Below are 21548 nucleotides of genomic sequence, written 5' to 3' on the forward strand. Positions count from 1 at the left end.
AGGTCGGTGCGGTTCAGTCGGGGAAGGTGCCGTCGACGTACAGCCAACGGCCTTCGGCGGATTCAGCGCCGCTGGCGTCCAGGCGGACGAAGCGGCTGGTTTCATGCAGGCGATGCGCGCGGCCGCCCACCTTGTAGCGGGCGACGAATTCCACCGTCGCGTGCGTGGCGTCTTGGGGCGTGTGGCGCTTGACGTCCAGGCCGAGCCAGCGCGTGGCGGCCGCGTCTGCTTCGCTGGTTTCCAGGTCGACGGGGCAGGTGGACGGATGCCACGTGCGCCGCAGGTACGCCGTGTCGCCCAGCACATAGGCGCTGTAGCGCGAGCGCATCAGTTGCTCTGCGGTGGCCGGCATGGCGTCGCCTGCGTGGAACGGGCCGCAGCAGCGCGCGTAGGCGCCGTTGCCGCACGGGCAAGCGTCGGCTGGGCCGATGGACCGGGTTTGTACAGCAGGCATCAGGCCAGCAACTCCGGCAGCTCCGGCAGCTCGCGCATGTCGGTAAACGTGCGCGTCGCACCGGCGGCGATCAACGGGCCGGGCGCGTTGCGGCCGGCGTATGCCAGCACCGTCATGCCGGCAGCGTGCCCGGCGGTGACGCCGGTTGGGCTGTCCTCGATCACCAGGCAGCGCGACGGCGATACGCCGAGGCTGCTGGCGGCCAGCAGATACACATCGGGCGCGGGCTTGCTGCGCGCGACTTCGGTGGCCGAAAAGATGCGCACGTCGGTCGGCCGGAAATGCTCGATCAGCCCGGTGCGGTTGAGCTGCAGTTCAACCTTCATGCGATCCGCGCCGGAAGCCACGGCCATCGGCAGGCCGAGCCTGGACAGCACATCGATGGCGTGCCCGATATGCGGCACGGCTTCCACTTCGGCTTCGAGCAGCGCGTTGCGTCGCGCCTGGAACGTCGACAGCCAGTTCGGCGGCAGCGGTGCGCCGCGCATCTCGGCAATCGCATCCAGCTCTTCGCGGATGGCCTTGCCCAGGAAGCGCTGGATGGAATCTTCCAGGCTGATGTTGATGCCGAGCTCGGTCAGCATCTCCCAGATCAGCCGGTTGACGATGGGTTCGCTGTCGACCAGCACGCCGTCGCAATCGAAAAGGATCGCGTCAAAGCGCGGGTGGTTCGAAACAGGGGAAGTCACTGCAGTCATGCCTGGTGCGTTGAAAGTTGAGACCGCCTACGCCAGCGCGCGGGCGATCAAGATTTTCTGGATGTCGCTCGTGCCCTCGTAGATCTGGCACACGCGCACGTCGCGGTAGATGCGCTCCACCGGAAAGTCGCTGACGTAGCCGTAGCCGCCGAAGACCTGGATGGCATCGGAGCAGACGCGCTCGGCCATCTCGCTGGCGTTGAGCTTGGCCATGGCGGCCTCTTTCAGGCACGGCAGGCCGGCGTCTTTCAGGCTGGCCGCATGCCAGACCATCTGCCGCGCCACATCGACGCGCGTTGCCATCTCGGCCAGGCGGAACTGCACCGCCTGGTGCGCAAACAGCGGCTGGCCGAAGCTCTCGCGCTCCTTGGCGTACGCCAGCGCGGCTTCAAAGGCCGCACGCGCCATGCCCACGCTCTGCGCGGCAATGCCGATGCGCCCGCCTTCCAGCCCGGACAGCGCCATCTTGTATCCGGCGCCTTCTTCACCCAGCAGGCAATCGGCGGGAATGCGGCAATCTTCGAACACGATCTGTGCCGTGTCGGACGAGTGCTGGCCGAGCTTGTCTTCGAGCCGAGCGACGATGTAGCCCGGCGTGTTGGTCGGCACCAGGAACGCGCTAATGCCGCGCTTGCCCGCGGCCTTGTCGGTCACGGCCATGACGATCGCCACGTCGGCATGCTTGCCGCTGGTGATGAACTGCTTCACGCCGTTGAGGACCCAGTGGTCGCCATCGCGCACGGCCGTGGTGCGCAGCGCCGATGCGTCGGAGCCGACGTGCGGCTCGGTCAGGCAGAACGCGCCGAGCATCTCGCCGCGCGCCAGCGGCACGAGCCACTGCTGCTTTTGCGCATCGTTCGCAAACGCCATCAGCATGCTGCACACGGGGCAGTTGTTCACGCTGATGACGGTGGAGGTGCCGCCGTCGCCCGCGGCAATCTCTTCCAGGATCAGCGCCAGCGACAGGTAGTCGAGCCCCGCACCGCCGAGTTCTTCCGGCACGGCCACGCCATAGGCGCCCAGCTCGCCGAGCTGGCGGTGCACGTCTTTCGGGAACGTCGCATCGCGGTCCCATGCGGCAGCGTGCGGGGTGATCGCCTCGCGCACGAAGGTGCGGATGGCGTCGCGAATCATCTCTTGCTCTTGGGTCAGCAGCATTGTTTCGGCCTCACCATGCAATGACGCTGCCGTCGTAGTTGCGGAAGCTGCCGTTGTCGGCGCGCGTGGCGCCGGCAATCACGCGGCGGATGCCGGCCACGCTTTCCTGCGGCGTGATGGCCGCGCCTGCACCGCCCATGTCGGTCTGCACCCAGCCCGGGTGGAAGGTCAGGCACGTGGCGTTCTTGGCGTCGAGCGACACGGCGCGCAGCACGGCATTCACCGCGGCCTTGCTCGCGCGATACAGCCAGCCGCCGTTGCTTTCCATCTCGCCGATGCTGCCCATGCGGCTGGAGATGACGGCAAGCACGCCGCCGGCTTCATCCGCACCATTGCGTCCGGCTTCCACCATGGGCAGCACGGCGGGCAGCACGCTCATCGGGCCCCACACGTTGGTGTGCATCACGGCATCGAAATCCGCTTGGCTGACGGGCGTGGCGCCCTGCGTGCGCGGGCCGTAGATGCCCGCCACGTAGATCGCCACGTCCAGCGCTTCGCCGTCGAGCTTCCATGCAAGGCCGGCGACGGCGTTGGGGTCGGTGAGGTCGAGCACGTGCGTTTCCGCGCCCGACGCCTGCAGCGCCTGCGCGGCTTCCTGCGTGCGCACGGTGGCGATCACGCGCCAGCCGTCCGCGCGGTACTGCGTGACGGTTTCCAGGCCGATGCCGCGCGACGCGCCCAGGATGAGCGCGGTGCGCGTGCGGCGCGATGTTGCGTTCGTCATGCGCGCGCCTTAGTAGAGTTCGATGCCGACAGCCGTGGCCTCGCCGCCGCCAATGCACAGGCTGGCCACGCCGCGCTTGCCGCCGCGGTGTCGCAGGGCGCCCAGCAGCGTCGCGATCAAACGTGCGCCGGATGCACCGATCGGATGGCCCAGCGCGCACGCGCCGCCGTTCACGTTCACCTTCTCGTGCGGGATGCGCAGGTCGTGCATCGCGGCCATCGGCACCACGGCAAACGCCTCGTTGATCTCGAACAGGTCGACGTTGCCCGAGTTCCAATCGAGCTTCTTGAAGAGCTTGTCGATGGCCGTGACCGGCGCAGTGGTGAACCAGCCGGGCGCTTGCGCGTGCGTGGTGTGGCCGAGCATCACCGCCAGCGGCGTGATGCCGAGCTGCTTGGCAGTCGACTCGCGCATCATCACCAGCGCAGCCGCACCATCGTTGATCGACGAAGACGATGCGGCCGTCACCGTGCCGTCTTTCTTGAACGCGGGCTTGAGCGAGGGGATCTTGTCGACCTTGATGCGGCGCGGGCCTTCATCGGTGTCGATGACGGTGTCGCCGGCTTTGCCCGACACGGTGACGGGCGTGATCTCCCAGCGGAACGCGCCCGATTCGGTGGCTTCCTGCGCGCGGCGCACGGACGTCATCGCGAAGTGGTCCTGGGCCTCGCGCGTGAAGCCGTACTTCTCGGCGCAGTCCTCACCGAAGGTGCCCATGGCGCGGCCCTTTTCATAGGCGTCTTCCAGGCCGTCGAGCATCATGTGGTCGTAGATCATGCCGTGGCCGATGCGATAGCCGCCACGGCCTTTCGGGATCAGGTACGGCGCATTGGTCATGCTTTCCATGCCGCCCGCAACCACCACGTCGACCGAGCCCGCGAGCAGCGCGTCATACGCGTTCATGGCCGCGCGCATGCCCGAACCGCACATCTTGTTGACCGTGGTGCAGCCGACCGACAGCGGCAGGCCCGCGCCCAGTGCGGCCTGGCGTGCCGGTGCCTGCCCCTGGCCCGCAGGCAGCACGCAGCCCATGATGACTTCTTCGATCTGCTCCGGTTTCAGGCCCGCACGTTCGACCGCCGCGCGAATGGCAGCGGCGCCGAGTTGCGGGGCAGTGAGGCTGGCGAGTTCGCCCTGGAAGGCGCCCATCGGGGTACGGGCTGCTGAGGCGATGACGATGCGGTCGGACATTGCTGCAATCTCCTGGAACTGTGCTTGGGACATGTTCTGCACTTGTGGTGCAGGGGTTGTGTGTCTCTTGCTTGTTGGGTGGGCCTTGTTGGTCCATCTCCGTTTCGTCCCCTGCCGGGGCTGACTCACTTTCTTTGTCTTGCCAAAGAAAGTAAGCAAAGAAAGGCGCGCCCGAGATGGCGACCCCTTCCTTGAATTTGTGTAACCGGGCGGAGAAGGACCGAAACTCGGCCCTAAAGGGCCTCAAACAGCGGTCCTTCTTTTTTCCGCCCGCTTACACAAATTCAAGGCGCCATCTAGGGCAGGAACGTCAACGGCCACACCGTCGGTCTGCTGTCCTAACTGGCTCTTGTTTGTTGCTGTGTTGCTCGCTTTGCTTCGCGTTGTGCTGCTGGTTCCTGCTGCAATCGTGCTCTGATTGTTTGGCCGTTGGAGCCCTAGATGGCGCCTTGAATTTCTGTTGCAGAGAGGAAAAAGAGGGGAGGCTGTCTGAGCGAAGCGAGTTTGCCTCTCCTCCCTCTCTGCGACATAAATTCAAGGAATCTTTCGCCATCTCGGGCGCGCCTTTCTTTGGTTACTTTCTTTGGCAAGACAAAGAAAGTGACTCAGCCCCGGCAGGGGATGAAACAAGGGATGCACCACCAAAAAACGACCCACCCCAACCACACAAAAGCTCAAAACCCCACCGGACTAGGCACACTCCCTTCCTTCCCATAGTTCAACCAAGCATCAGCAAGCTGCGCATGCAGTTCCTCATTCGAACTCGCCGCCATCCCCAGATTGCGCAGCATCCCGTCCTTCACGCCGTAGATCCAGCCATGAACCGTTAGCGGCTGCCCGCGATCCCAGGCGTCCTGCACGATCGTCGTCAGGCACACGTTGTTGACCTGATGGATCACGTTCAGCTCGCACAGCCGGTCATGCTGATCCTGCTCGCGGACCACCGTGCCCAGATACGTTTCATGCTGCTCGGCCACATCCCGCACGTGACGAATCCAGTTGTCAGCCAGGCCGAAGCGTTGCTTCGTCAGCGCGGCCTTCACGCCCGAACAGCCGTAGTGGCCCACCACGGTGATGTGCCGGATCTTCAGCACTTCCACCGCAAACTGCAGCACCGACAGGCAGTTCAAGTCGGAGTGCACGACGACGTTGGCGATGTTGCGGTGGACGAACACCTCGCCCGGCGGCAAGCCGATGATCTGGTTGGCCGGCACGCGCGAATCCGAGCAGCCGATCCACAGGTATTCCGGGTTCTGCTGATTGGCCAGATTCGAGAAGAACGCCGGGTCTTCAGCGTTGACCCGCTCGACCCACTTGCGGTTGTTCTCGAACAGCTCTTTGATGCGATGTGGCATGGTTTCCCGTCGTGGTGAGAGGGTTAAGCGGCGGCGCGCTGCAGCGTCGCGTTGTCTTGCGCTGCGTTGTCTGGCGCGCTCGCGCCGTAGCGATTGACGAAGCGCTCCGCTGCGTCATACGCGTAGAAATCGTGCATCTGCCCGGAGAGCAGGCGGTCCTTGTATCCCTGCCACATGGACGCTTCGAAGAAGTCCGCGTGGTGTTTGAGGAAGGCTTCGCGCACGCGCGGGTCGCCCAGCAGGAACGTGCGGTACGTCTCCGGAAAAATGTCGTGCGGGCCGACGTTGTACCAGACCTCGCCGGACATTTCCTCTTCTTCCGTGCGTGGCTCGGGCACGGTGCGGACGTTGCAGTCGGTGAGGTATTCGATCTCGTCGTAGTCGTAGAAGACCACGCGGCCGTGGCGCGTCACGCCAAAGTTCTTGTACAGCATGTCGCCCGGGAAGATGTTCGCGGCGATGAGTTCCTTGATGGCGTTGCCGTATTCGATGATGCCGTGTTCGACCTGCGCATCGGTGCCTTCCTGCAGCCAGATGTTCAGCGGCGTCATGCGGCGCTCGATGTAGACGTGGCGGATGACGATCTCTTCGCTGCCGTCTTCGCTGCGCTGGTATTCGACCATCGACGGCGCGTGCTTCTCCAGCTCCTTGATCAGGTCGTCGTCAAAGCGCGAGAGCGGGAAGGACACGTCGGAATACTCCAGCGTATCCGCCATGCGCCCGACGCGATCGTGGCGCTTCACCAACTGATACTTGCTCTTGATCAGCTCGCGCGTGGTTTCCTTGGGCGGCGGGAAGTAGTCCTTGATGACCTTGAACACGTACGGGTACGACGGCAGCGTGAACACCAGCATCACGAGGCCCTTGATGCCCGGCGCGATGATGAATTTGTCCGACGAATGCTGCAGGTGATGCAGGAAGTCGCGATAGAAAAGGTTCTTGCCCTGCTTCTGCAGGCCCAGCGAGGTGTAGATCTCGGCGCGCGGTTTGCGCGGCATCAGGTCACGCAGGAAGGTCACGTAGGCGGACGGAATCTCCATGTCCACCATGAAATACGAGTGCGTGAACGAAAACAGGATCAGCAGCTGTTCCTGCCGCAGCAGCACCGTGTCGAGCGAAAGCTGGCCCGCGGCATTGCGCAGGATCGGCACGGCCAGCGGGAACGTCTTGTCGCCGTTGATCACGCGCCCGATGATGTACGCCGCCTTGTTGCGGAAGAACAGCGACGACAGCACGTGAATCTGGAAATTCGGCGCGATGCGGAAATCGCCGAAGTGCTCGCCCACCGCGCGCACCACGTAACCAATGTCGCGCTCCAGGTCTTCAAACGGTGCATTGAGCTGGAAGTTGTGGACGATGCGCTCGAAGCACGCGCCCAGGCCGTCGCGTGTGCCGGGGTAGTACGCGCGGTACGTCGGCTTGGTGGGCGACTCTTCGTTCTCGATGTACTCCGTCGAGATGGCGGGGCGCACGAAGATGAAATCGTTGTTGAAGTACGAACGGTGCAGGATGCGCGTGCACACCGAGTTGAAGAAGGTCTCGGCCAGTTCCGGCTGGTGATGGTTGGTCAGCAGCCCGATGTAGTGCAGCTTGATCTGGCGCCAGATCTCGTCGTCGATGTTCTCGGCGTCGTATTCGTCTTCCAGGATGACGGAGGCTTCACGCACGCGCTCGTCGTAGTAGGCGATGCGGTCCCGCTGCAGTTGCTGCAGGCCGGCCCAGTCCCCGGTCTCGAACGCCGTCTTGGCCTGCACGCTGACTTCGCGAAACAAGCGGTAGTGCTTGTCGAAGCCGTCGAGCATCGTGCGGGCGACGTCAAAGGCGATCTGCGACGAGAGAAGCTTGGGGAAATGGGACATGGCGTGTGCGCAGGGAGGGCAGGGAAGCGGCAAAACCAGCAAACCAGGCAGACCTAGATTGTAGGGTCTTCGGTACCGTGTTCGCGTCCTGAAACCGTTGCGCCTCCTTATCCGTTTGGCTGATGGCCCCGTGCCCCCGCCCCGCGTGCTCTCGCCAGTTACATCGTCTCTGCGTACAGCTCGCGGCCGATCAGCATGCGGCGGATTTCCGACGTGCCGGCGCCGATCTCGTACAGCTTGGCGTCGCGCCACAGGCGGCCGACCGGGAATTCGTTGATGTAGCCGTTGCCGCCCAGGATCTGGATCGCCTCGCCCGCCATCCAGGTGGCCTTTTCGGCGGTGTAGAGGATCACGCCGGCGCAGTCCTTGCGCACCTGTCGCACGTGGTCGCGGCCCAGCGAATCGAGGTTCTTGCCGACCGTGTACAGGTACGCACGGCACGCCTGCAACGTGGTGTACATGTCGGCCATCTTGCCCTGGATGAGCTGGAATTCGCCGATGCTCTGGCCAAACTGCTTGCGGTCGTGGATGTACGGCGTGACCACGTCCATGCAGGCCTGCATGATGCCGATCGGGCCGCCGGAGAGCACCGCGCGCTCGTAATCCAGGCCGCTCATCAGCACCTTGGTGCCGCCGTTTTCCTGGCCGAGGATGTTCTCCACCGGCACTTCCACGTTCTCGAACACCAGTTCGCCCGTGTGCGAGCCGCGCATCCCGAGCTTGTCCAGCTTCTGCGCCACCGAGAAACCCTTCATGCCTTTCTCGACGATGAACGCCGTCATGCCGCGCGCGCCCAGTTCGGGCTCGGTCTTGGCATAGACGACCAGCACGTCGCAGTCGGGGCCATTGGTGATCCACATCTTGGTGCCGTTGAGCACGTAGCGGTCGCCTTTCAGCTCTGCGCGCAGCTTCATGCTGACGACGTCCGACCCGGCATTCGGCTCGCTCATCGCCAGCGCGCCCACCCATTCGCCGGAAACCAGCTTGGGCAGGTATTTGGCCTTCTGGGCCGCCGTGCCGTTGCGGTGGATCTGATTCACGCACAGGTTCGAGTGCGCGCCATACGACAGACCCACCGACGCCGATGCGCGGCTGATTTCTTCCATGGCGATCATGTGCGCCAGGTAGCCCATGTTGGCGCCGCCGTACTCCTCGGCCACCGTGATGCCCAGTACGCCCAGCTCGCCCATCTTGCGCCACGCATCCATCGGGAACTGATCGGTGCGGTCGATTTCGCCGGCACGCGGTGCCAGCTCGCCCTGCGCCCAATCGCGCACGGCCGAACGCAGCATCTCGATGTCTTCGCCCAAGTCGAATTTCAGGCCGGGCAGATCAATCATGGTGGTCTCCTTGGGCGCGGTTCAAGCCGCGTTGTCTCGGGTAAGTGGTCTGGCGCTGTGCGGTGCGCGCCGCTTGTGGCGGGCACACCGGTGCCGGGAGGGTGATGCGAGGTGTTGCGTATTGTATTGACGTTTACGTAAACGTCAATGACTGGCGATTACGTAGATTTGCGGATCAGGCGGCCTTGCGTCGCTTGGGCGGCTTGCCCGTGCCGGCCTGCGCATCCTCCAGCAGCCGGCGGCACTGGCGTTCGTGCTGGTCGATCTCGGCCAGTTGCGCGTTCAGGTCTTCCAACTGCTGCGTGAGCACCGCGCGATGCTGCGCGAGCGACGCCAGGAAGCGCTCCAGCTGCGGCACCGTATCGCGCGGCGATTCATACAGATCCAGGATCTCCTTGATCTCGCCCAGCGACAGGCCGAGCCGCTTGCCGCGCAAGGTCAGCTTCAGGCGCGTGCGCTCGCCGGCCGAATACACGCGTCGACGCCCGCCCGGGCCTTGGCGATCTGGCGCCAGCAAGCCCTGATCCTCATAGAAACGGATGGCGCGCGGCGTGATGTCGAACTCGCGTGCAAGGTCGGTGATGGTGAAGCTGGCGTCGGCAAGCGCGCCGGCATCGCCCGATTCAAGATCGGCGGCAAGCGCGGCGGCGGCAGACGGAGTGGAGGCAGACATACGGCGGGAACGGAGTAACGACAGAGGTGTGATGACACATGCACGCCGGCCAGCGACATTAAGTTTTCGCTTAAGATGGATGACCGGCGGCGAATTGACGTTTACGTTAGCGTCAATGGCGCCAAACCGCAATCGCACAGACCGCCCCGAAGCAGCTCAAGGCGGCGACCGAGACCCCATCCACATGAACGCGCTCGAACACCAACTCGACTATCCCTTTGGCGACACGCTTCCCGAAGGCGGCACGCGGTTTGAAGTCGCCCCCGGCGTCTACTGGCTGCGCATGCCGCTGCCGTTTGCGCTCGATCACATCAACCTCTGGCTGCTGCGCGATCGACAGGACGGGCAGGACGGCTGGACGATCGTCGATTGCGGCATCAATCACGAAGCGATTCGCGGGTATTGGGAAACGATCTTCGCGAACCACCTCGACGGACTGCCGGTGCTGCGCGTGCTGGTCACGCACTGCCACCCGGATCACGTCGGCCTGTCGAACTGGCTGTGCGAAGGCGGCGACGAAAAACGCTGGAACGTGCGCCTGTGGATGAGTCTGGGCGACTACGCCTTCGCGCGCATGCTGGTGGGCGGCACCGGCGCGTCGAACGCCGGCGGCGAATTTGCCGCGCGACATTTCGAGCGTCACGGCTTGACGGACCCGGCCTCCATCGAAGGCATCCGCAACCGCAAGGATTACTACAGCACGCTCGTGCCCGGCGTGCCCAGCCAATACCGCCGCCTGATGGACGGCAACGTCGTCGTCATCGGCCAGCACCAGTGGCGTGTCATTACCGGCTTCGGCCATGCACCCGAGCACGTCGCGCTCTACAGTGAAGATGCCAATGTGCTGATTTCCGGCGACATGGTCCTGCCGCGCATTTCCACCAACGTGAGCGTGTTCGATCTGGAGCCTGAAGCGGATTCGCTCACGCTGTATCTGGATTCGCTCGGCAAATACGAGCCGCTGCCGGCGGACGTGCTGATCCTGCCGTCGCACGGGCGGCCGTTCCGCGGGCTGCATACGCGCATCCGGCAACTGCGCGACCACCATGCGGACCGGCTGGCCGAAACGTTGGCTGCGTGCAAGGCCGCGCCGCAATCGGCCCGCGACATCGTCAACGTCATCTTCAAACGCCAGTTCGATGTCCACCAGATGACCTTCGCGATGGGCGAGGCGCTTGCCCACCTGCATGCGCTGTGGCATCAAGGCGAACTGGTGCGCGAAACCGGCGCGGACGGTATCGTTCGATTCCACGCAGCTGCATAAACTCAACAACCCGTGCCTTTCAACGGAGCCGCCCATGGCTGACCAGCATGACGTTCTCGACGACAGCGCCGTCGTCTTGCCGTTTCCCGCGCAAACGCCGACTGCGCCGTATTACGCCGTGATCTTCGCTTCCACCCGCACCGAGGGCGACAACGGCTACGGCGCCATGGCTGACCGCATGGTGGAACTGGCCCGCAGCATGCCGGGCTTTCTCGGCATCGAATCCGTACGCGATGAGCTGGCCGGCGACCAGGGGAGGCCGGGCATCACGGTGTCGTATTGGTCGTCGCTGGAAGCCATTCGCGAATGGAAGAACCAGAGCGACCACCTTGCCGCGCAGAAGCTGGGGCGCGAGCAGTGGTATGCGTCGTACCACCTGCGCATTGCCAAGGTGGAGTACGACTATGGGTTTGTGCGATAACGCATCGCTCCGACCAACAAAAAACCCGCCAATTGGCGGGTTCTTTTTTTGTGCGCCGCTGGAAGGTCTAACGCAGCGTCTTCGCAAATTGCCCCAGGTACCGCACGCCGTCGATCGCGCGGCTGCCGTACCACGACACCATCTCGCCATCGACGAGATAGACCGGCTTGCCGATCTGCTTTTCCAGCGCGTCGACATGCTCTTCGGTAAAGCTGTAAGGCTCGGTGGATAGCAGCACGCAGTCGATGTTGCGCACGACCTCATCGCTCCAGCGGAACGTCGGGTAGCGCGTGTCGGGGCGGTTGGGGCGGGCGCAATCGCCGCTCTTGTCGGTGCCGCATTGCACGGGCGCCGGATCGTCGGGCCACGTATGGCAGTTGACGAGCTTGAGCATGCGCGAGATGTACGTATCGCGCGACACCGTCATCCACGGGTCTTGCCAGATGGCATACAGCACGCGATGCGGCAGGAAGTGGCGGCCGCGCAGCGCCTCCAGCTCCTGCGTCAGCGCATCCGATAACTTTTGCGCCTGCGCTTCGCGGCGAAAGATGCCGCCGAGCAGCTGGTACAGCGCGAGATTGTCTTCGGGCGAGCAGGGATGCGTGACGATGATGTGCGGGATGAACTCGCGCAGCTTGTCGACGGTCGGGCGCGTGTTCTCGTCAATGTTGACGATGACGTGCGTGGGGGCCAGCTCGCGCAGCTTGTCGAGTTTGACGGTCTTGGTGCCGCCAACCTTGGGCACGTTGCGCACCGCTTCACGCGGGTGGATGCAGAAGCCGGTGCGGGCGACGAGCTGATCGCCGAGGTCGAGCGAGAAGAGCAGATCGGTAATCGAAGGCACCAGGCTGGCGATGCGCGGTGCGGTGTCGACGGGGGCGTGGGCAAGCCCAGCCGCATCGGTGTAAGTCATGACGAAATCTCGGGATTGCGGGGTTTGCGCCCGGCGCGCGCAAACGCAAAGTCATAGAGCCCGCGCGGCAGCACGTGCAGCAGCTTGGCAACGATGCCCATCGGCCATGGCAGCACCGTGAAGCGCACGCCGCGACGGATCGCATTCACGGCTTTCTGCGCGAAGCGGTCCACCGGCATCAGGAAGGGCATCGGATACGGGTTGTGTTCGGTCATCGGCGTGCGGATGTAGCCGGGCGCGATCGTCACGACGCGCAAGCCCAACGGGCTGAACTCCACGCGCAGGCTCTCCATCAGTTTGATGACCGCCGATTTGGACGCGCTGTAGGCCGCCGCACCGGGCAGGCCGCGCACGCCCGCCACGCTGGCAACGCCGACCAGCGTGCCGCCGGGCCGCCCAGGTTTGGCGCGTGCCAGCATCGGCGTGACGAACGGCTGGAACGTGTTGAGCACGCCCATCCAGTTGGTGTCCATTACCGCTGCAAAGGCTTTCAGGTCGCCCGGTTCGCGCAAGTCCGTACCGACCGAGATGCCGGCGTTGGCGATCACCACATCGGGCACGCCGACCGTGGCGATGAATGCGCTGGCCACGTCGCGCATCGATTCGGCGCTGCGCACGTCGGCGGCGTAGCAATGGCAGCGGCTCTGGATGCCGGCCGGCAGCGTCTGGACAAATTCGTGCAGCACGTCGACACGCCGCGCGACCAGCCCGATCGTGGCGCCCTGCGCTGCGTATTGACGTGCCAAGGCTTGGCCGATGCCGCTGGAAGCGCCGGTGATGAAGACGGTCTCGCTCATGTCGATGTCCTGTTGGTGTGAAGAAGGCCGACGCACAAAAAACGCCCGCACAGGGGCGGGCGTCGATGGCGGTGTCACGCCCGGGCGGATGCCCGGAAACGCGGCAACCCGTCACATCTTGCGGTTGCGCACCTGGTCGACGAGGTAGTCGAGCGTCTGGGCGGCGCCCACGTTGCTGCCGGCATCTGCCGGCGACGTGGTGTACTTGCCCTGCACAACGACGGTCGGCACGCCTTCGATCTTGTACTGATCGGCCAGTTGCGCGGCGCGTTTGGTATTGGCGTTCACACTGAACGAGTTGTAGGTGTCGCGGAACTGCTTTTCGTCGACGCCGTTGGCGGCCATGAACTTTGCAATGTCATCCAGTTCGGACATCGAGCGGTAGTTCTTGTGCAGTTGGTCGAACACGCGGTCATGCAGCGTCTTGCCGCTGGCGTCCTTGGCGTCGAGCTTGCCGAGCGCTTCCAGCGTGTAATAGATGCGCGTATGCGGTTCCAGCTTGGCATTGAAGGCCACCGGCACGCGCTTGATCACGACGTCCTTGCCTTGCTTGGCGACCCACGCCGTCCAGGTGTTTTCAAAGTCGTAGCAGTGCGGGCAGCCGTACCAGAAGAACTCGGTCACTTCGATCTTGCCTGCGGGCACGGGCTGCGGCGTTTGCAGCACTTTGTATTCCTTGCCGGCGGTGGGCGCGGCATTGGCCGGCGCGGTCATCAGGAAGCCGGCGCCAGTGGCGAGGGCGATCAGGAAAGCAGCGAGTTTTTTCATGGTGAATGGACGACGAATTAGACGACGAACTGGACGAAGCGACGGAACAACCAGCGAAATCCAGCGCAGAACCGACAGACGCCGCTGTCAGCGTCACTGAGACTCAGGTTTCTGACCGATCACAGCCCGCCGGGTTCACAGTGGGCTGCACGACTTGACGTTACTGGCGAGCGAAGCGAATGACCGACGATTCCACGCCCGTCGACTGCAGGCGCCCGCGCACGGCGGTCATCTCATCGAGCGAATTGAACGGCCCCAGGCGCACGCGATACATGGTGGTGCCGTTCACCTCGCGCTGCGTCACCTTGGCTTCAAAGCCCTGCATGGCCAGATTGCCCTTCTGGCGCTCGGCATCTTCGGACGATTTGTAAGCGCCCACTTGCAGGAAGTAGCCCGTCTTGGCGGCGTCCTGGCGGGCGATCTCGGCAATCGGGTCCGTCACCGGCTTTTCGTTGGAGGCGGTGACCGGCGGCTTGGGCGGCTTGGCGGCAGGCGCGCTTGCCACCTGCGGTGCCGAGCCCGGCTGGGCCGGATGGATGGTGATGCCCGGCGGCGGATTGTTCTGATCCGGCGCCTGATCGACCGGCTTGGCCGGCACGCGGCTCCACAACGGCGCGTTCGGGTCAGCGGCCTGCGGTGCGCTGGCTTGCGGCGCGGGCTGCACCGGCGTCGGCAGCGTGTTGACCACGTTGCCCGCTTCGCTCGGCTTGGGCTGTGCGCCGCCACGCGACACGAAGGGTACCGGCGCCTTGGTGATGTACACCGCCACCACCACGGCGATCGCCAAACCGACGATCAAGCCCAGCACCAGACCCAGAAACGTGCCGCCCCGTTGCGAGCGGGCACGGGAAGATTGCGTATTGCGTGCCATGTCGATCCTTCTAGAAGCGCCCGATTATAAGAGCGCCGTGTGATGCCAAATCGTGCGCGTTTACATCTTTTGCGGCGCCGACACGCCGATCACCGCCAACCCGTTGCGCAGCACCTGACGCGTGGCGGCCAGCAGCGCCAAGCGGGCACGCTTGACGGCCTCGTCGTCGACCAGCACGCGATCGGCGTTGTAGAACGCGTGGAAATCGCCTGCCAGGTCGCGCAGGTAGAAGGCCACGGCGTGCGGCGCCAGCTCGCGCGCGGCGTCGGCCAGCATGTCGGGGAAGGCGGCCAGGCGTTGCACCAGCGCAGTCGCCTGCGGGCTGACATCCGGGCCCGTCACGGCAGCCAGATCAACGCTGGTGAGCGAGGCGGCGTCAACGCCGGCGCGCTCGAACACCGAGCAGATGCGCGCGTGGGCGTACTGCACGTAGTACACCGGGTTTTCGTCGCTTTGCTTGAGCGCCAGATCGACGTCGAAGACGAATTCGGTATCGGCCTTGCGCGACAGCAGGAAGAAGCGCACGGCATCGCGCCCGCGCGTGAAGCGAGCGGGCCAGTTCGGCTCACCAGCTTCCACGCAGGCGCGGATGGTGTCGACGCCGGATTCCGATTCAGCGTCGCCGTTGGACCATTCGATCAGGTCGCGCACGGTCACGTACGAGCCGGCGCGCTTGGAGATCTTCACCTCGGCGCCGTCCTTCATCACCGTGACCATCTTGTGCAGGACGTAGTCGGGGTAGCCCTTCGGGATACCGATGTTCAGGCCCTGCAGGCCGGCGCGCACGCGCGCGATGGTGCCGTGGTGGTCGCTGCCCTGCACGTTGATGACCTGCTTGAAGCCGCGGCCCCACTTGGTTGTGTGGTACGCCACGTCGGGCACGAAGTAGGTGTAGGCGCCGTCGGACTTGCGCATGACGCGGTCCTTGTCGTCGCCGTCGTCGGTTGTGCGCAGCCACAGCGCGCCTTCCTGCTCGTACGTCTTGCCGGCGGCAATGAGCGCGTCCACCGTCTGCTGCACCTTGCCTTCGGTGTAGAGCGACGATTCCAGGTAGTAACGATCGAACTTCACGCCAAAGGCTTGCAGGTCGATGTCCTGCTCGTTACGCAGATACGTCACCGCAAAGCGGCGGATGGCTTCGAGGTTTTCCACATCGCGCTCGCCCGTCACGGGTTCGCCATCGGAGGCGCGTACGGTCTTGCCTGCCAGGTAATCGGCGGCGATGTCGGCGATGTAGTCGCCGTTGTAGGCGGCTTCGGGCCAGTTGGCGTCGCCGGGCTTGTAGCCGCGTGCGCGGGCCTGGACGGAGACGGCCAGGTTATGGATCTGGACGCCGGCGTCGTTGTAATAGAACTCGCGGTGGACCTTGTGGCCCTGCCAATCGAGCAGGCTCGCCAGCGCATCGCCTAGCGCGGCCTGGCGGCCGTGGCCGACGTGCAGCGGACCGGTCGGATTGGCCGAGACGAATTCCACCAGCACCGGAGCGCCGTCATGCGTGTTGGCGGCGCCATAGCGGTCGCCTTCGGCAAACACGGCGGCGATCACGTCGGCACGCGCGGCGGCAGACAGGCGCAGGTTGATGAAGCCGGGGCCGGCGATTTCCACGGCAGCCACCAGGCGTTGGCCGCGGGCGTCGGCGCGGATGGCATCGGCGATCTTGCCGGCCAGCTCGCGCGGGTTGGTGCCCAGCGGCTTGGCGAGCTGCAGCGCGACGTTGCAGGCGATGTCGCCGTGCGCGGCCTGCTTGGGGCGCTCCAGGACGATCTCCGGTCGGGCTTGGCCCTCGGGCAGCAGGGAGCCGACGGCGTCGGACAACAGTTGGGCGATCGTCTGTTTGTGGGAGGGCAGCATAAAGAAACCATGACGCCGGCAGTGCTGAAATGGATTGAAATCCAGTCCTGGCGCCGCCAGTTGCGTTGTTCGGGGAAAAGTACGAAATTTTATCAGGTGAGCCGCGGTCTCAGACGTATCCGCCCCCAGTCGTGGCAATCCGCGGCCCACCCAACCAAGGGAAACGAAGAAATCATGATCACCTTTACTTCGCACGCTTCGCAAAAATTCTCGATGCAGAAGGATCTCGCCATGGTGCTCTTGGGCGTGATCGGCAAGACGCTGGGCGAGCGTGGTGTCATCACGCCCGAAGAAATGCCCCACGCCATCGACCGTCTGAAGCGTGCCATCAAGGATGACACTCACCAGGCGCATATCAAGGTGGCAGAGCTGTCAGCGTCCGAACTGGACGAAAACGGCGAGGAAGAGCCGCCGCACCTGGGGCAGCGTGCGTACCCGTTGCTGCACATGCTGGAAGAATCGCTGGTCGAACAATCCAGCGTGCTCTGGGGCGTCTGAGCGCCGCACGGGCCAAAAAAATGCCCGGCCGCCAAACGGGGCGGTCCGGGCATCCGGCCACAGGGGCCGGGAGCGGGGGAGGGGGGGCTGGCGCGCTGGCCGGTGTCTCGTCTTATTGGTCGTGGAGCATGTCGGACAGCTCGTCCGCATGTTCTTCTTCCACGGCCAGAATCTGCTCCAGCACGCGCCGCGTGGTGGGGTCCCGGTCGCCGATGTAGCGGATCATCTCCAAGTAGCTGTCGATCGCGATCCGCTCGGCCACCAGGTTTTCCTTGATCATGTCGACCAGGTTGTCGGCTTCCACGTATTCGGAATGGCTGCGTGTGGACAGCCCTTCGGGATTGAAATTGGGCTCCCCGCCCAGTTGCACGATGCGAGCGGCGATGCTGTCGGCGTGTGCCTGTTCCTCGTTGGCGTGTACCAGGAATTCTGCGGCGATCGGTTCTGCGTTGATGCCCTTGGCCATGAAATGGTGGCGCCGGTAGCGCAGCACGCAGATCAACTCCGTCGCCAGCGCCTCATTCAGCAGCCGCAGCACGGTCTCCCGGTCGGCTTTGTAATCTTCGGTCACCGCACCTTCTTCAATGTGCTTGCGGGCACGTTCGCGCAAGGTCTTGATGTCGGTGAGGAAGCCGCTTTCCGAGGGGGCGGCGACGTTGGTCAGACTCATGTGGTTGCTCCTGCGGTGATTTGCGTAGAGGTTATTCGTTGGCGTCGCGACGGCCGCTGCCGGCCAGCGCCACGACGAGGCCGATCGCCGCGCCAATCGCCACGGCCACGCCCACCGACTTGAACGGTGCCGCGGTAATGGTCTCTTCCGTGCGGCCGAGTGCCCAATCCATGCGTTCGCGGGCCTGGTGGGCACGGTCATTGGCGGCGCGGCGCAACTGGTCGGCGCGCGCGTGCAGCGTGCGGCTGGCGCGGTCGGCCTCTGCGCTGCCTTCGTCGGTCAACGTGTGGATGGCGTTTTCAAGCGAGCGCAGCAGGCTCTGAACGTCTTCCACGGCGGGGCGGGAGGCGCTGCGGGCGTGGTCGACGGCGTCGCTGGCGCTGTCCATGACGCGGCGCGCGCGGTCGTTGACATCATCGATTCGACTGCGGACGCGATGGTTGGCAAAAAGTGACATGGTGAGATTCCTCATCGTGGCGCCGAGGAGAAGCACGCACCCGCGGCGCCGTTGTCTTGAGTGCGCTTCGACTTTTGCAAAAGCGGGCCGCGTGTCAACGGGTTAGCAAGACACGGGCCGCGCTTCAGCCGGGGTTGCAGCGCTAATCGACGGCCTTGAAGACCGTGACGCCCAACACCAGAAACAGCACGAACAGCACTACGAAGATGAAGAACAGGACCTTGGCGATACTCGCCGCGCCTGCGGCAATGCCGGTAAAGCCCAGCACGCCGGCCACCAGGGAAATGATGGCGAAGATGAGTGCCCATTTCAGCATGTTGTCGTCTCCGGTTCGGATGGATGGATGCAGGGCACTGCGCATTTCGTGAAGCGGGCGCCCCGCGGAGTACTCCCACGCACATTGCGTGCCTGACCGGGGTGCGCCCCAAGTGTCGCCCGGGGCGCCCACGCGGTATCATCCGAAGTGCCAAAAAAACACAAACGCAACGCGCGCCGCGTCGGGCGGTTTGACGCGTTTCCTATGGGTCTGCATGCCATGCGGTCATCCTTGCGCTCCACTCTGCTGCTCGCCGGCGGCATTCTGCTGACGCTCGGGGTGCTGATTGCCTCGGAGACGGGCAACATCCGCCTGAGCCAGGGCTATCGGCAGGTGATTCAGTCGCAGCAGGCTGAAACCGCCATCAACGAACTGCTCGCCGAGCTGGTCAACGCCGAGGCGGGCCAGCGCGGCTTCCTGCTCACGGGCAAGGACGAATACCTCGATCCGTACAACAAGGCCATCCCGCACATCCACGCGTTGATGGCAGAAATTCGCGATCACTACGCCAACGATCCGGACGCGCTCAAGCTGTTCTCGGAGACGGCGCTGCAGGTCAGCCGCAAGCTCACCGAGATGGAGCTGACACTCATCTACGGCAAGCGTGATCTGGAAGTGGCGCTCGACCTTGTGCGGACCGATTTCGGCAAGGCGTCGATGGAAGCGGTGCGGCAGGGGCTGGACCGCCTGCGTCAGCGTGAGATCGCCACCGTGGCGCGCAGTCTTGAACACGCCGAGCGCGATCTGGCGCTCTCGCGCTACGGCATTGCGCTCATCACGGCGGTCAACATCATCCTGCTGGTGGTGCTGGGCATGCAGCACGCCAAGCGTCTTGCCGTGACGGAGCGCGAGCGGGACATGGCCGAAGAGGAAAGCCAGAAGCTCGACCGCATGGTGCGTGAGCGTACGCGGCAGTTGAGCGACCTCGCCGCGCACTTGCAGCGCGTGACCGAAGACGAGAAGACGCGCCTGGCGCGTGAGTTGCACGACGAATTGGGCGCCATCCTCACCGCCACCAAGATGGATCTGCATTGGCTGCGTTCACGCATTCACGCCAGCGAGCCCGCGGTCAGTGAAAAAATTACGCGCGTGATGGCCCACGTGGATCAGGGCATCCAGATCAAGCGCCGCCTGATCGAAGACCTGCGCCCGACGATCCTGCTGAACCTGGGTCTGGTGGAGGCGCTCTCGCAATTGACCGAGGACGTCGGCACGCGCAACGGCTGGCATACGGAAGTGAGCCTGCCCGACGACATGCCCAAGCTGACCGACGATGCGGCCATCGCGCTGTATCGCATCGTGCAGGAGTCCCTGACCAATGCATCGAAATACGCGCATGCGACCACGGTGTCGGTGGCGCTCGATGTGGGTGAAGAGGGCGTGCGCTTGCGCGTGCGCGACAACGGCCGAGGCTTTCCCGCCGACATCGAGCGGCGCCGCATGGTCGGCCATCACGGCCTGCTCGGGATGGAGCAGCGTGCCATTGCGCTGGGCGGCACGCTCGTCATCGATTCAATGCCGGGCGGAGGCGTGACGATCATCGTCGAGTTGCCTCCGAACGATGCCGTCTTCGATCGGAGTGCCGCCGACGAACCGTCGGGCATGCAGGCGCTGACGGGCGGCATTGCGCCCGCGCCGGGCCGCGGCGGCGCGACGGTGTAAGCCGCCCGCCGCGACACATCGCCCGAACAAAAAGCATCGCCCAAACAAAAAGCCCCAATCGCGGGGCTTTTTGCTTTTGATGCCGGCGTCGCTGGCGCTGGCGTTACATTTTCTGCTTGGCGTTGTCGGCCGAGTTCTCCAGCTTTTGACCACCGGTCTGGATGTCCTTGCCGGCGCCGGCCATGGTGTTGCAGCCGGCCAGGAACATACACGTCACTGCAAGTGCGGCACACAAGGTCTTCATCGAACGCTCCTTGGGGTGAGAAATGGCGTAGGGCGCGCGCTGCCACGGCACATGCTGCGCGCGCGAAGAATCTCAGGGGTGGAAATGCTGCGCGGGCTGCGGGCGCGGGCGTCCGACGCCGGCGCGCTCTTCGATGACCTCGAACACCTTGTCCAGCTCGAGCGACTTGTCGAAGAAATAGTTGGCGCCGGCTTCAAAGCAGCGCTGCCGGTAGGTCGGCACCTGCGCGTGGTTGGTGTAGACGATACGCACGCTGGGCGATGCTTGATCGCGCAGCGTTTGGAGGACCTTGAAGCCGTTGCCCTGCCGCAATTGCAGGTCGACGATCACGACGTCGTAGTTGCCTTGTTCGAGGAGGCGCAACGCCAAATCTTCGGTGTCTGCCCATTCGACCGTCGCCACGAAGGCGGAGGCCTTGAGGTATTCCAGCACCATGCCGCGAAGCACGGGGGAGTCCTCGATCAGGAGGACACGCAGGCCACGGGCGGAGAGGGTGACGGCTTGATCCAGCATGGGTTGATGTTAGCCAGCGGGTTGCCGAGGTGGTATCAGGCGTTGTCCTACATACCCGTTGGGTTTGCGGCGCGCCGAGGGTTTTGGGCGCCCCACGGGGGCTTACTCGACCAACCCGTTCTTGATGGCGTAATAAGTCAGATCGGCATTGGATTTCATGCCCATCTTTTCCAGAATCCGCGTGCGGTACGTGCTGACCGTCTTGACGCTCAGGAACAGCTCTTCCGCGATGATCGATACCGACTGTCCGCGGGCCAGCTTGCAGAAAATCTGGAATTCGCGCTTGGACAGGGTCTGGTGCAGCGGCTGGTCGGTCGGTTTTTCCAGGCCGCCAATCAGCAGTTCGGCCACGGTCGGGCTGACATAGCGACGGCCTTGCGACACGGTGCGGATGGCCTTGACCAGCTCGTCCGGCGCGCTTTCCTTGGTCAGATAGCCCGAGGCGCCTGCACGGATCAGGTTGATGGCGTACTGGTCTTCCGGAAAGGTCGACAGGATCAGCACCGGCAGATCCGGATGGCGCTGGCGAGCCAGCTTGAGGGTGTCGATGCCGTTGCGATCGGGCATGGAAATGTCGAGCACCACGACGTCAAAGGCGCCGGTGCGCAACTGCTCCATCACCTCTTCCCCACTGGCCGCTTCCCCCGCGACTTCGATGTCCCGCTCTTCGGACAGAAACTGTCGAAGGCCGGCGCGGACGATCTCGTGGTCGTCCGCAATCAGGACGCGAATCATGCTGCTCCTTATGAGCGCGCTGGGCGGGTTGCCCGACTCCGTGCGCTGCGCTTGTTGGTTCGATACGACAGCAATTGTATCGGACTGTTGCGCCAAAACGGGGCCCCTCTTGCTGG

The 21548-nt window shown here is 64.3% G+C and carries 24 protein-coding genes; 4 read left to right on the top strand and 20 right to left on the bottom strand.

Going from position 1 to position 21548, the window contains the following annotated elements:
- Nucleotides 1–13 precede the first annotated feature (13 nt).
- The 9 genes from R2676_RS12960 to R2676_RS13000 form a co-directional block, all read right to left on the bottom strand.
- Nucleotides 14–454, bottom strand: a complete 441-nt coding sequence (locus R2676_RS12960; protein ID WP_206273266.1) for a YchJ family protein — start codon at nt 452–454, stop codon at nt 14–16.
- Entirely contained in the window at nt 454–1152 is a 699-nt protein-coding gene (locus R2676_RS12965) for an HAD family hydrolase (RefSeq protein WP_206273267.1), read from the bottom strand. Before R2676_RS12965 ends, R2676_RS12960 begins: the two co-directional genes overlap by 1 nt.
- Nucleotides 1153–1179: 27 nt before the next feature.
- Nucleotides 1180–2310 carry an acyl-CoA dehydrogenase family protein gene (locus R2676_RS12970; protein ID WP_206273268.1) on the bottom strand — a complete coding sequence of 377 codons (1131 nt, stop codon included), beginning with the start codon at nt 2308–2310 and terminating at the stop codon, nt 1180–1182.
- Nucleotides 2311–2320: 10 nt separating this feature from the next.
- Nucleotides 2321–3034, bottom strand: a complete 714-nt coding sequence (locus R2676_RS12975; RefSeq protein WP_206273269.1) for an SDR family oxidoreductase — start codon at nt 3032–3034, stop codon at nt 2321–2323.
- Between the two features lie 9 nt (nt 3035–3043).
- Nucleotides 3044–4225 carry an acetyl-CoA C-acetyltransferase gene (locus tag R2676_RS12980; RefSeq protein ID WP_316857296.1) on the bottom strand — a complete coding sequence of 394 codons (1182 nt, stop codon included), beginning with the start codon at nt 4223–4225 and terminating at the stop codon, nt 3044–3046.
- A 674-nt stretch (nt 4226–4899) separates the two neighbouring features.
- On the bottom strand, nt 4900–5580 hold the full coding sequence (can, locus tag R2676_RS12985; protein WP_027678430.1) for a carbonate dehydratase: 681 nt from the start codon (nt 5578–5580) through the stop codon (nt 4900–4902).
- A gap of 23 nt (nt 5581–5603) precedes the next feature.
- Complete coding sequence (gene aceK / locus R2676_RS12990) at nt 5604–7439, bottom strand: bifunctional isocitrate dehydrogenase kinase/phosphatase (protein ID WP_206273270.1); 1836 nt, start codon at nt 7437–7439, stop codon at nt 5604–5606.
- A 158-nt stretch (nt 7440–7597) separates the two neighbouring features.
- On the bottom strand, nt 7598–8779 hold the full coding sequence (locus tag R2676_RS12995; RefSeq protein ID WP_004633702.1) for an isovaleryl-CoA dehydrogenase: 1182 nt from the start codon (nt 8777–8779) through the stop codon (nt 7598–7600).
- Nucleotides 8780–8954: 175 nt separating this feature from the next.
- Entirely contained in the window at nt 8955–9452 is a 498-nt protein-coding gene (locus tag R2676_RS13000; RefSeq protein WP_027678428.1) for a MerR family transcriptional regulator, read from the bottom strand.
- Nucleotides 9453–9636: 184 nt separating this feature from the next.
- Between R2676_RS13000 and R2676_RS13005 the strand changes: the two genes are divergently transcribed.
- Nucleotides 9637–10716: an MBL fold metallo-hydrolase gene (locus R2676_RS13005; protein WP_206273271.1), complete on the top strand. Its 1080-nt coding sequence runs from the start codon at nt 9637–9639 to the stop codon at nt 10714–10716.
- A 34-nt stretch (nt 10717–10750) separates the two neighbouring features.
- Nucleotides 10751–11137 carry an antibiotic biosynthesis monooxygenase family protein gene (locus R2676_RS13010; protein ID WP_027678426.1) on the top strand — a complete coding sequence of 129 codons (387 nt, stop codon included), beginning with the start codon at nt 10751–10753 and terminating at the stop codon, nt 11135–11137.
- Nucleotides 11138–11204: 67 nt separating this feature from the next.
- Here R2676_RS13010 and R2676_RS13015 read toward each other — a convergent pair whose 3' ends face one another.
- The 5 genes from R2676_RS13015 to argS all read right to left on the bottom strand — a co-directional run bounded on the left by R2676_RS13015 (nt 11205) and on the right by argS (nt 16337).
- Entirely contained in the window at nt 11205–12050 is an 846-nt protein-coding gene (locus R2676_RS13015; protein WP_206273272.1) for a helical backbone metal receptor, read from the bottom strand.
- A complete protein-coding gene (locus tag R2676_RS13020; protein WP_027678424.1) occupies nt 12047–12847 on the bottom strand; it encodes an SDR family oxidoreductase in 801 nt (266 codons plus the stop codon). Before R2676_RS13020 ends, R2676_RS13015 begins: the two co-directional genes overlap by 4 nt.
- Nucleotides 12848–12958: 111 nt before the next feature.
- Nucleotides 12959–13615: a thiol:disulfide interchange protein DsbA/DsbL gene (locus tag R2676_RS13025; protein ID WP_004633713.1), complete on the bottom strand. Its 657-nt coding sequence runs from the start codon at nt 13613–13615 to the stop codon at nt 12959–12961.
- A gap of 160 nt (nt 13616–13775) precedes the next feature.
- The gene (locus R2676_RS13030; protein ID WP_102064369.1) at nt 13776–14486 is read right to left on the bottom strand and encodes an SPOR domain-containing protein; all 711 of its coding nucleotides are present in this window, start codon (nt 14484–14486) and stop codon (nt 13776–13778) included.
- A 60-nt stretch (nt 14487–14546) separates the two neighbouring features.
- On the bottom strand, nt 14547–16337 hold the full coding sequence (argS, locus tag R2676_RS13035; protein ID WP_206273273.1) for an arginine--tRNA ligase: 1791 nt from the start codon (nt 16335–16337) through the stop codon (nt 14547–14549).
- Between the two features lie 174 nt (nt 16338–16511).
- Here argS and R2676_RS13040 point away from each other — a divergent pair, with 174 nt between their 5' ends.
- Entirely contained in the window at nt 16512–16835 is a 324-nt protein-coding gene (locus tag R2676_RS13040; protein WP_012760972.1) for a DUF1840 domain-containing protein, read from the top strand.
- Between the two features lie 112 nt (nt 16836–16947).
- Here R2676_RS13040 and R2676_RS13045 read toward each other — a convergent pair whose 3' ends face one another.
- The 3 genes from R2676_RS13045 to R2676_RS13055 form a co-directional block, all read right to left on the bottom strand.
- Complete coding sequence (locus tag R2676_RS13045; protein ID WP_206273274.1) at nt 16948–17505, bottom strand: ferritin-like domain-containing protein; 558 nt, start codon at nt 17503–17505, stop codon at nt 16948–16950.
- A gap of 31 nt (nt 17506–17536) precedes the next feature.
- Nucleotides 17537–17962, bottom strand: a complete 426-nt coding sequence (locus R2676_RS13050; RefSeq protein WP_206273275.1) for a DUF883 family protein — start codon at nt 17960–17962, stop codon at nt 17537–17539.
- Nucleotides 17963–18104: 142 nt separating this feature from the next.
- A complete protein-coding gene (locus R2676_RS13055; RefSeq protein WP_004633727.1) occupies nt 18105–18278 on the bottom strand; it encodes a DUF1328 family protein in 174 nt (57 codons plus the stop codon).
- 219 nt (nt 18279–18497) lie between these two features.
- Between R2676_RS13055 and R2676_RS13060 the strand changes: the two genes are divergently transcribed.
- On the top strand, nt 18498–19940 hold the full coding sequence (locus R2676_RS13060) for a CHASE3 domain-containing protein (RefSeq protein WP_206273325.1): 1443 nt from the start codon (nt 18498–18500) through the stop codon (nt 19938–19940).
- A gap of 103 nt (nt 19941–20043) precedes the next feature.
- Here R2676_RS13060 and R2676_RS13065 read toward each other — a convergent pair whose 3' ends face one another.
- The 3 genes from R2676_RS13065 to R2676_RS13075 form a co-directional block, all read right to left on the bottom strand.
- Nucleotides 20044–20184: an entericidin A/B family lipoprotein gene (locus tag R2676_RS13065; RefSeq protein WP_004633731.1), complete on the bottom strand. Its 141-nt coding sequence runs from the start codon at nt 20182–20184 to the stop codon at nt 20044–20046.
- A 72-nt stretch (nt 20185–20256) separates the two neighbouring features.
- Nucleotides 20257–20697, bottom strand: coding sequence for a response regulator (locus R2676_RS13070; protein WP_027678418.1), 441 nt, complete (start codon nt 20695–20697; stop codon nt 20257–20259).
- Between the two features lie 102 nt (nt 20698–20799).
- Nucleotides 20800–21432 (bottom strand): response regulator, encoded by a 633-nt coding sequence (locus R2676_RS13075; RefSeq protein ID WP_009277190.1) that lies wholly within the window; start codon nt 21430–21432, stop codon nt 20800–20802.
- Between the last annotated feature and the right edge of the window lie 116 nt (nt 21433–21548).

This window comes from Ralstonia flatus, assembly GCF_958439105.1.
Taxonomy (GTDB): Bacteria; Pseudomonadota; Gammaproteobacteria; order Burkholderiales; family Burkholderiaceae; genus Ralstonia; species Ralstonia flatus.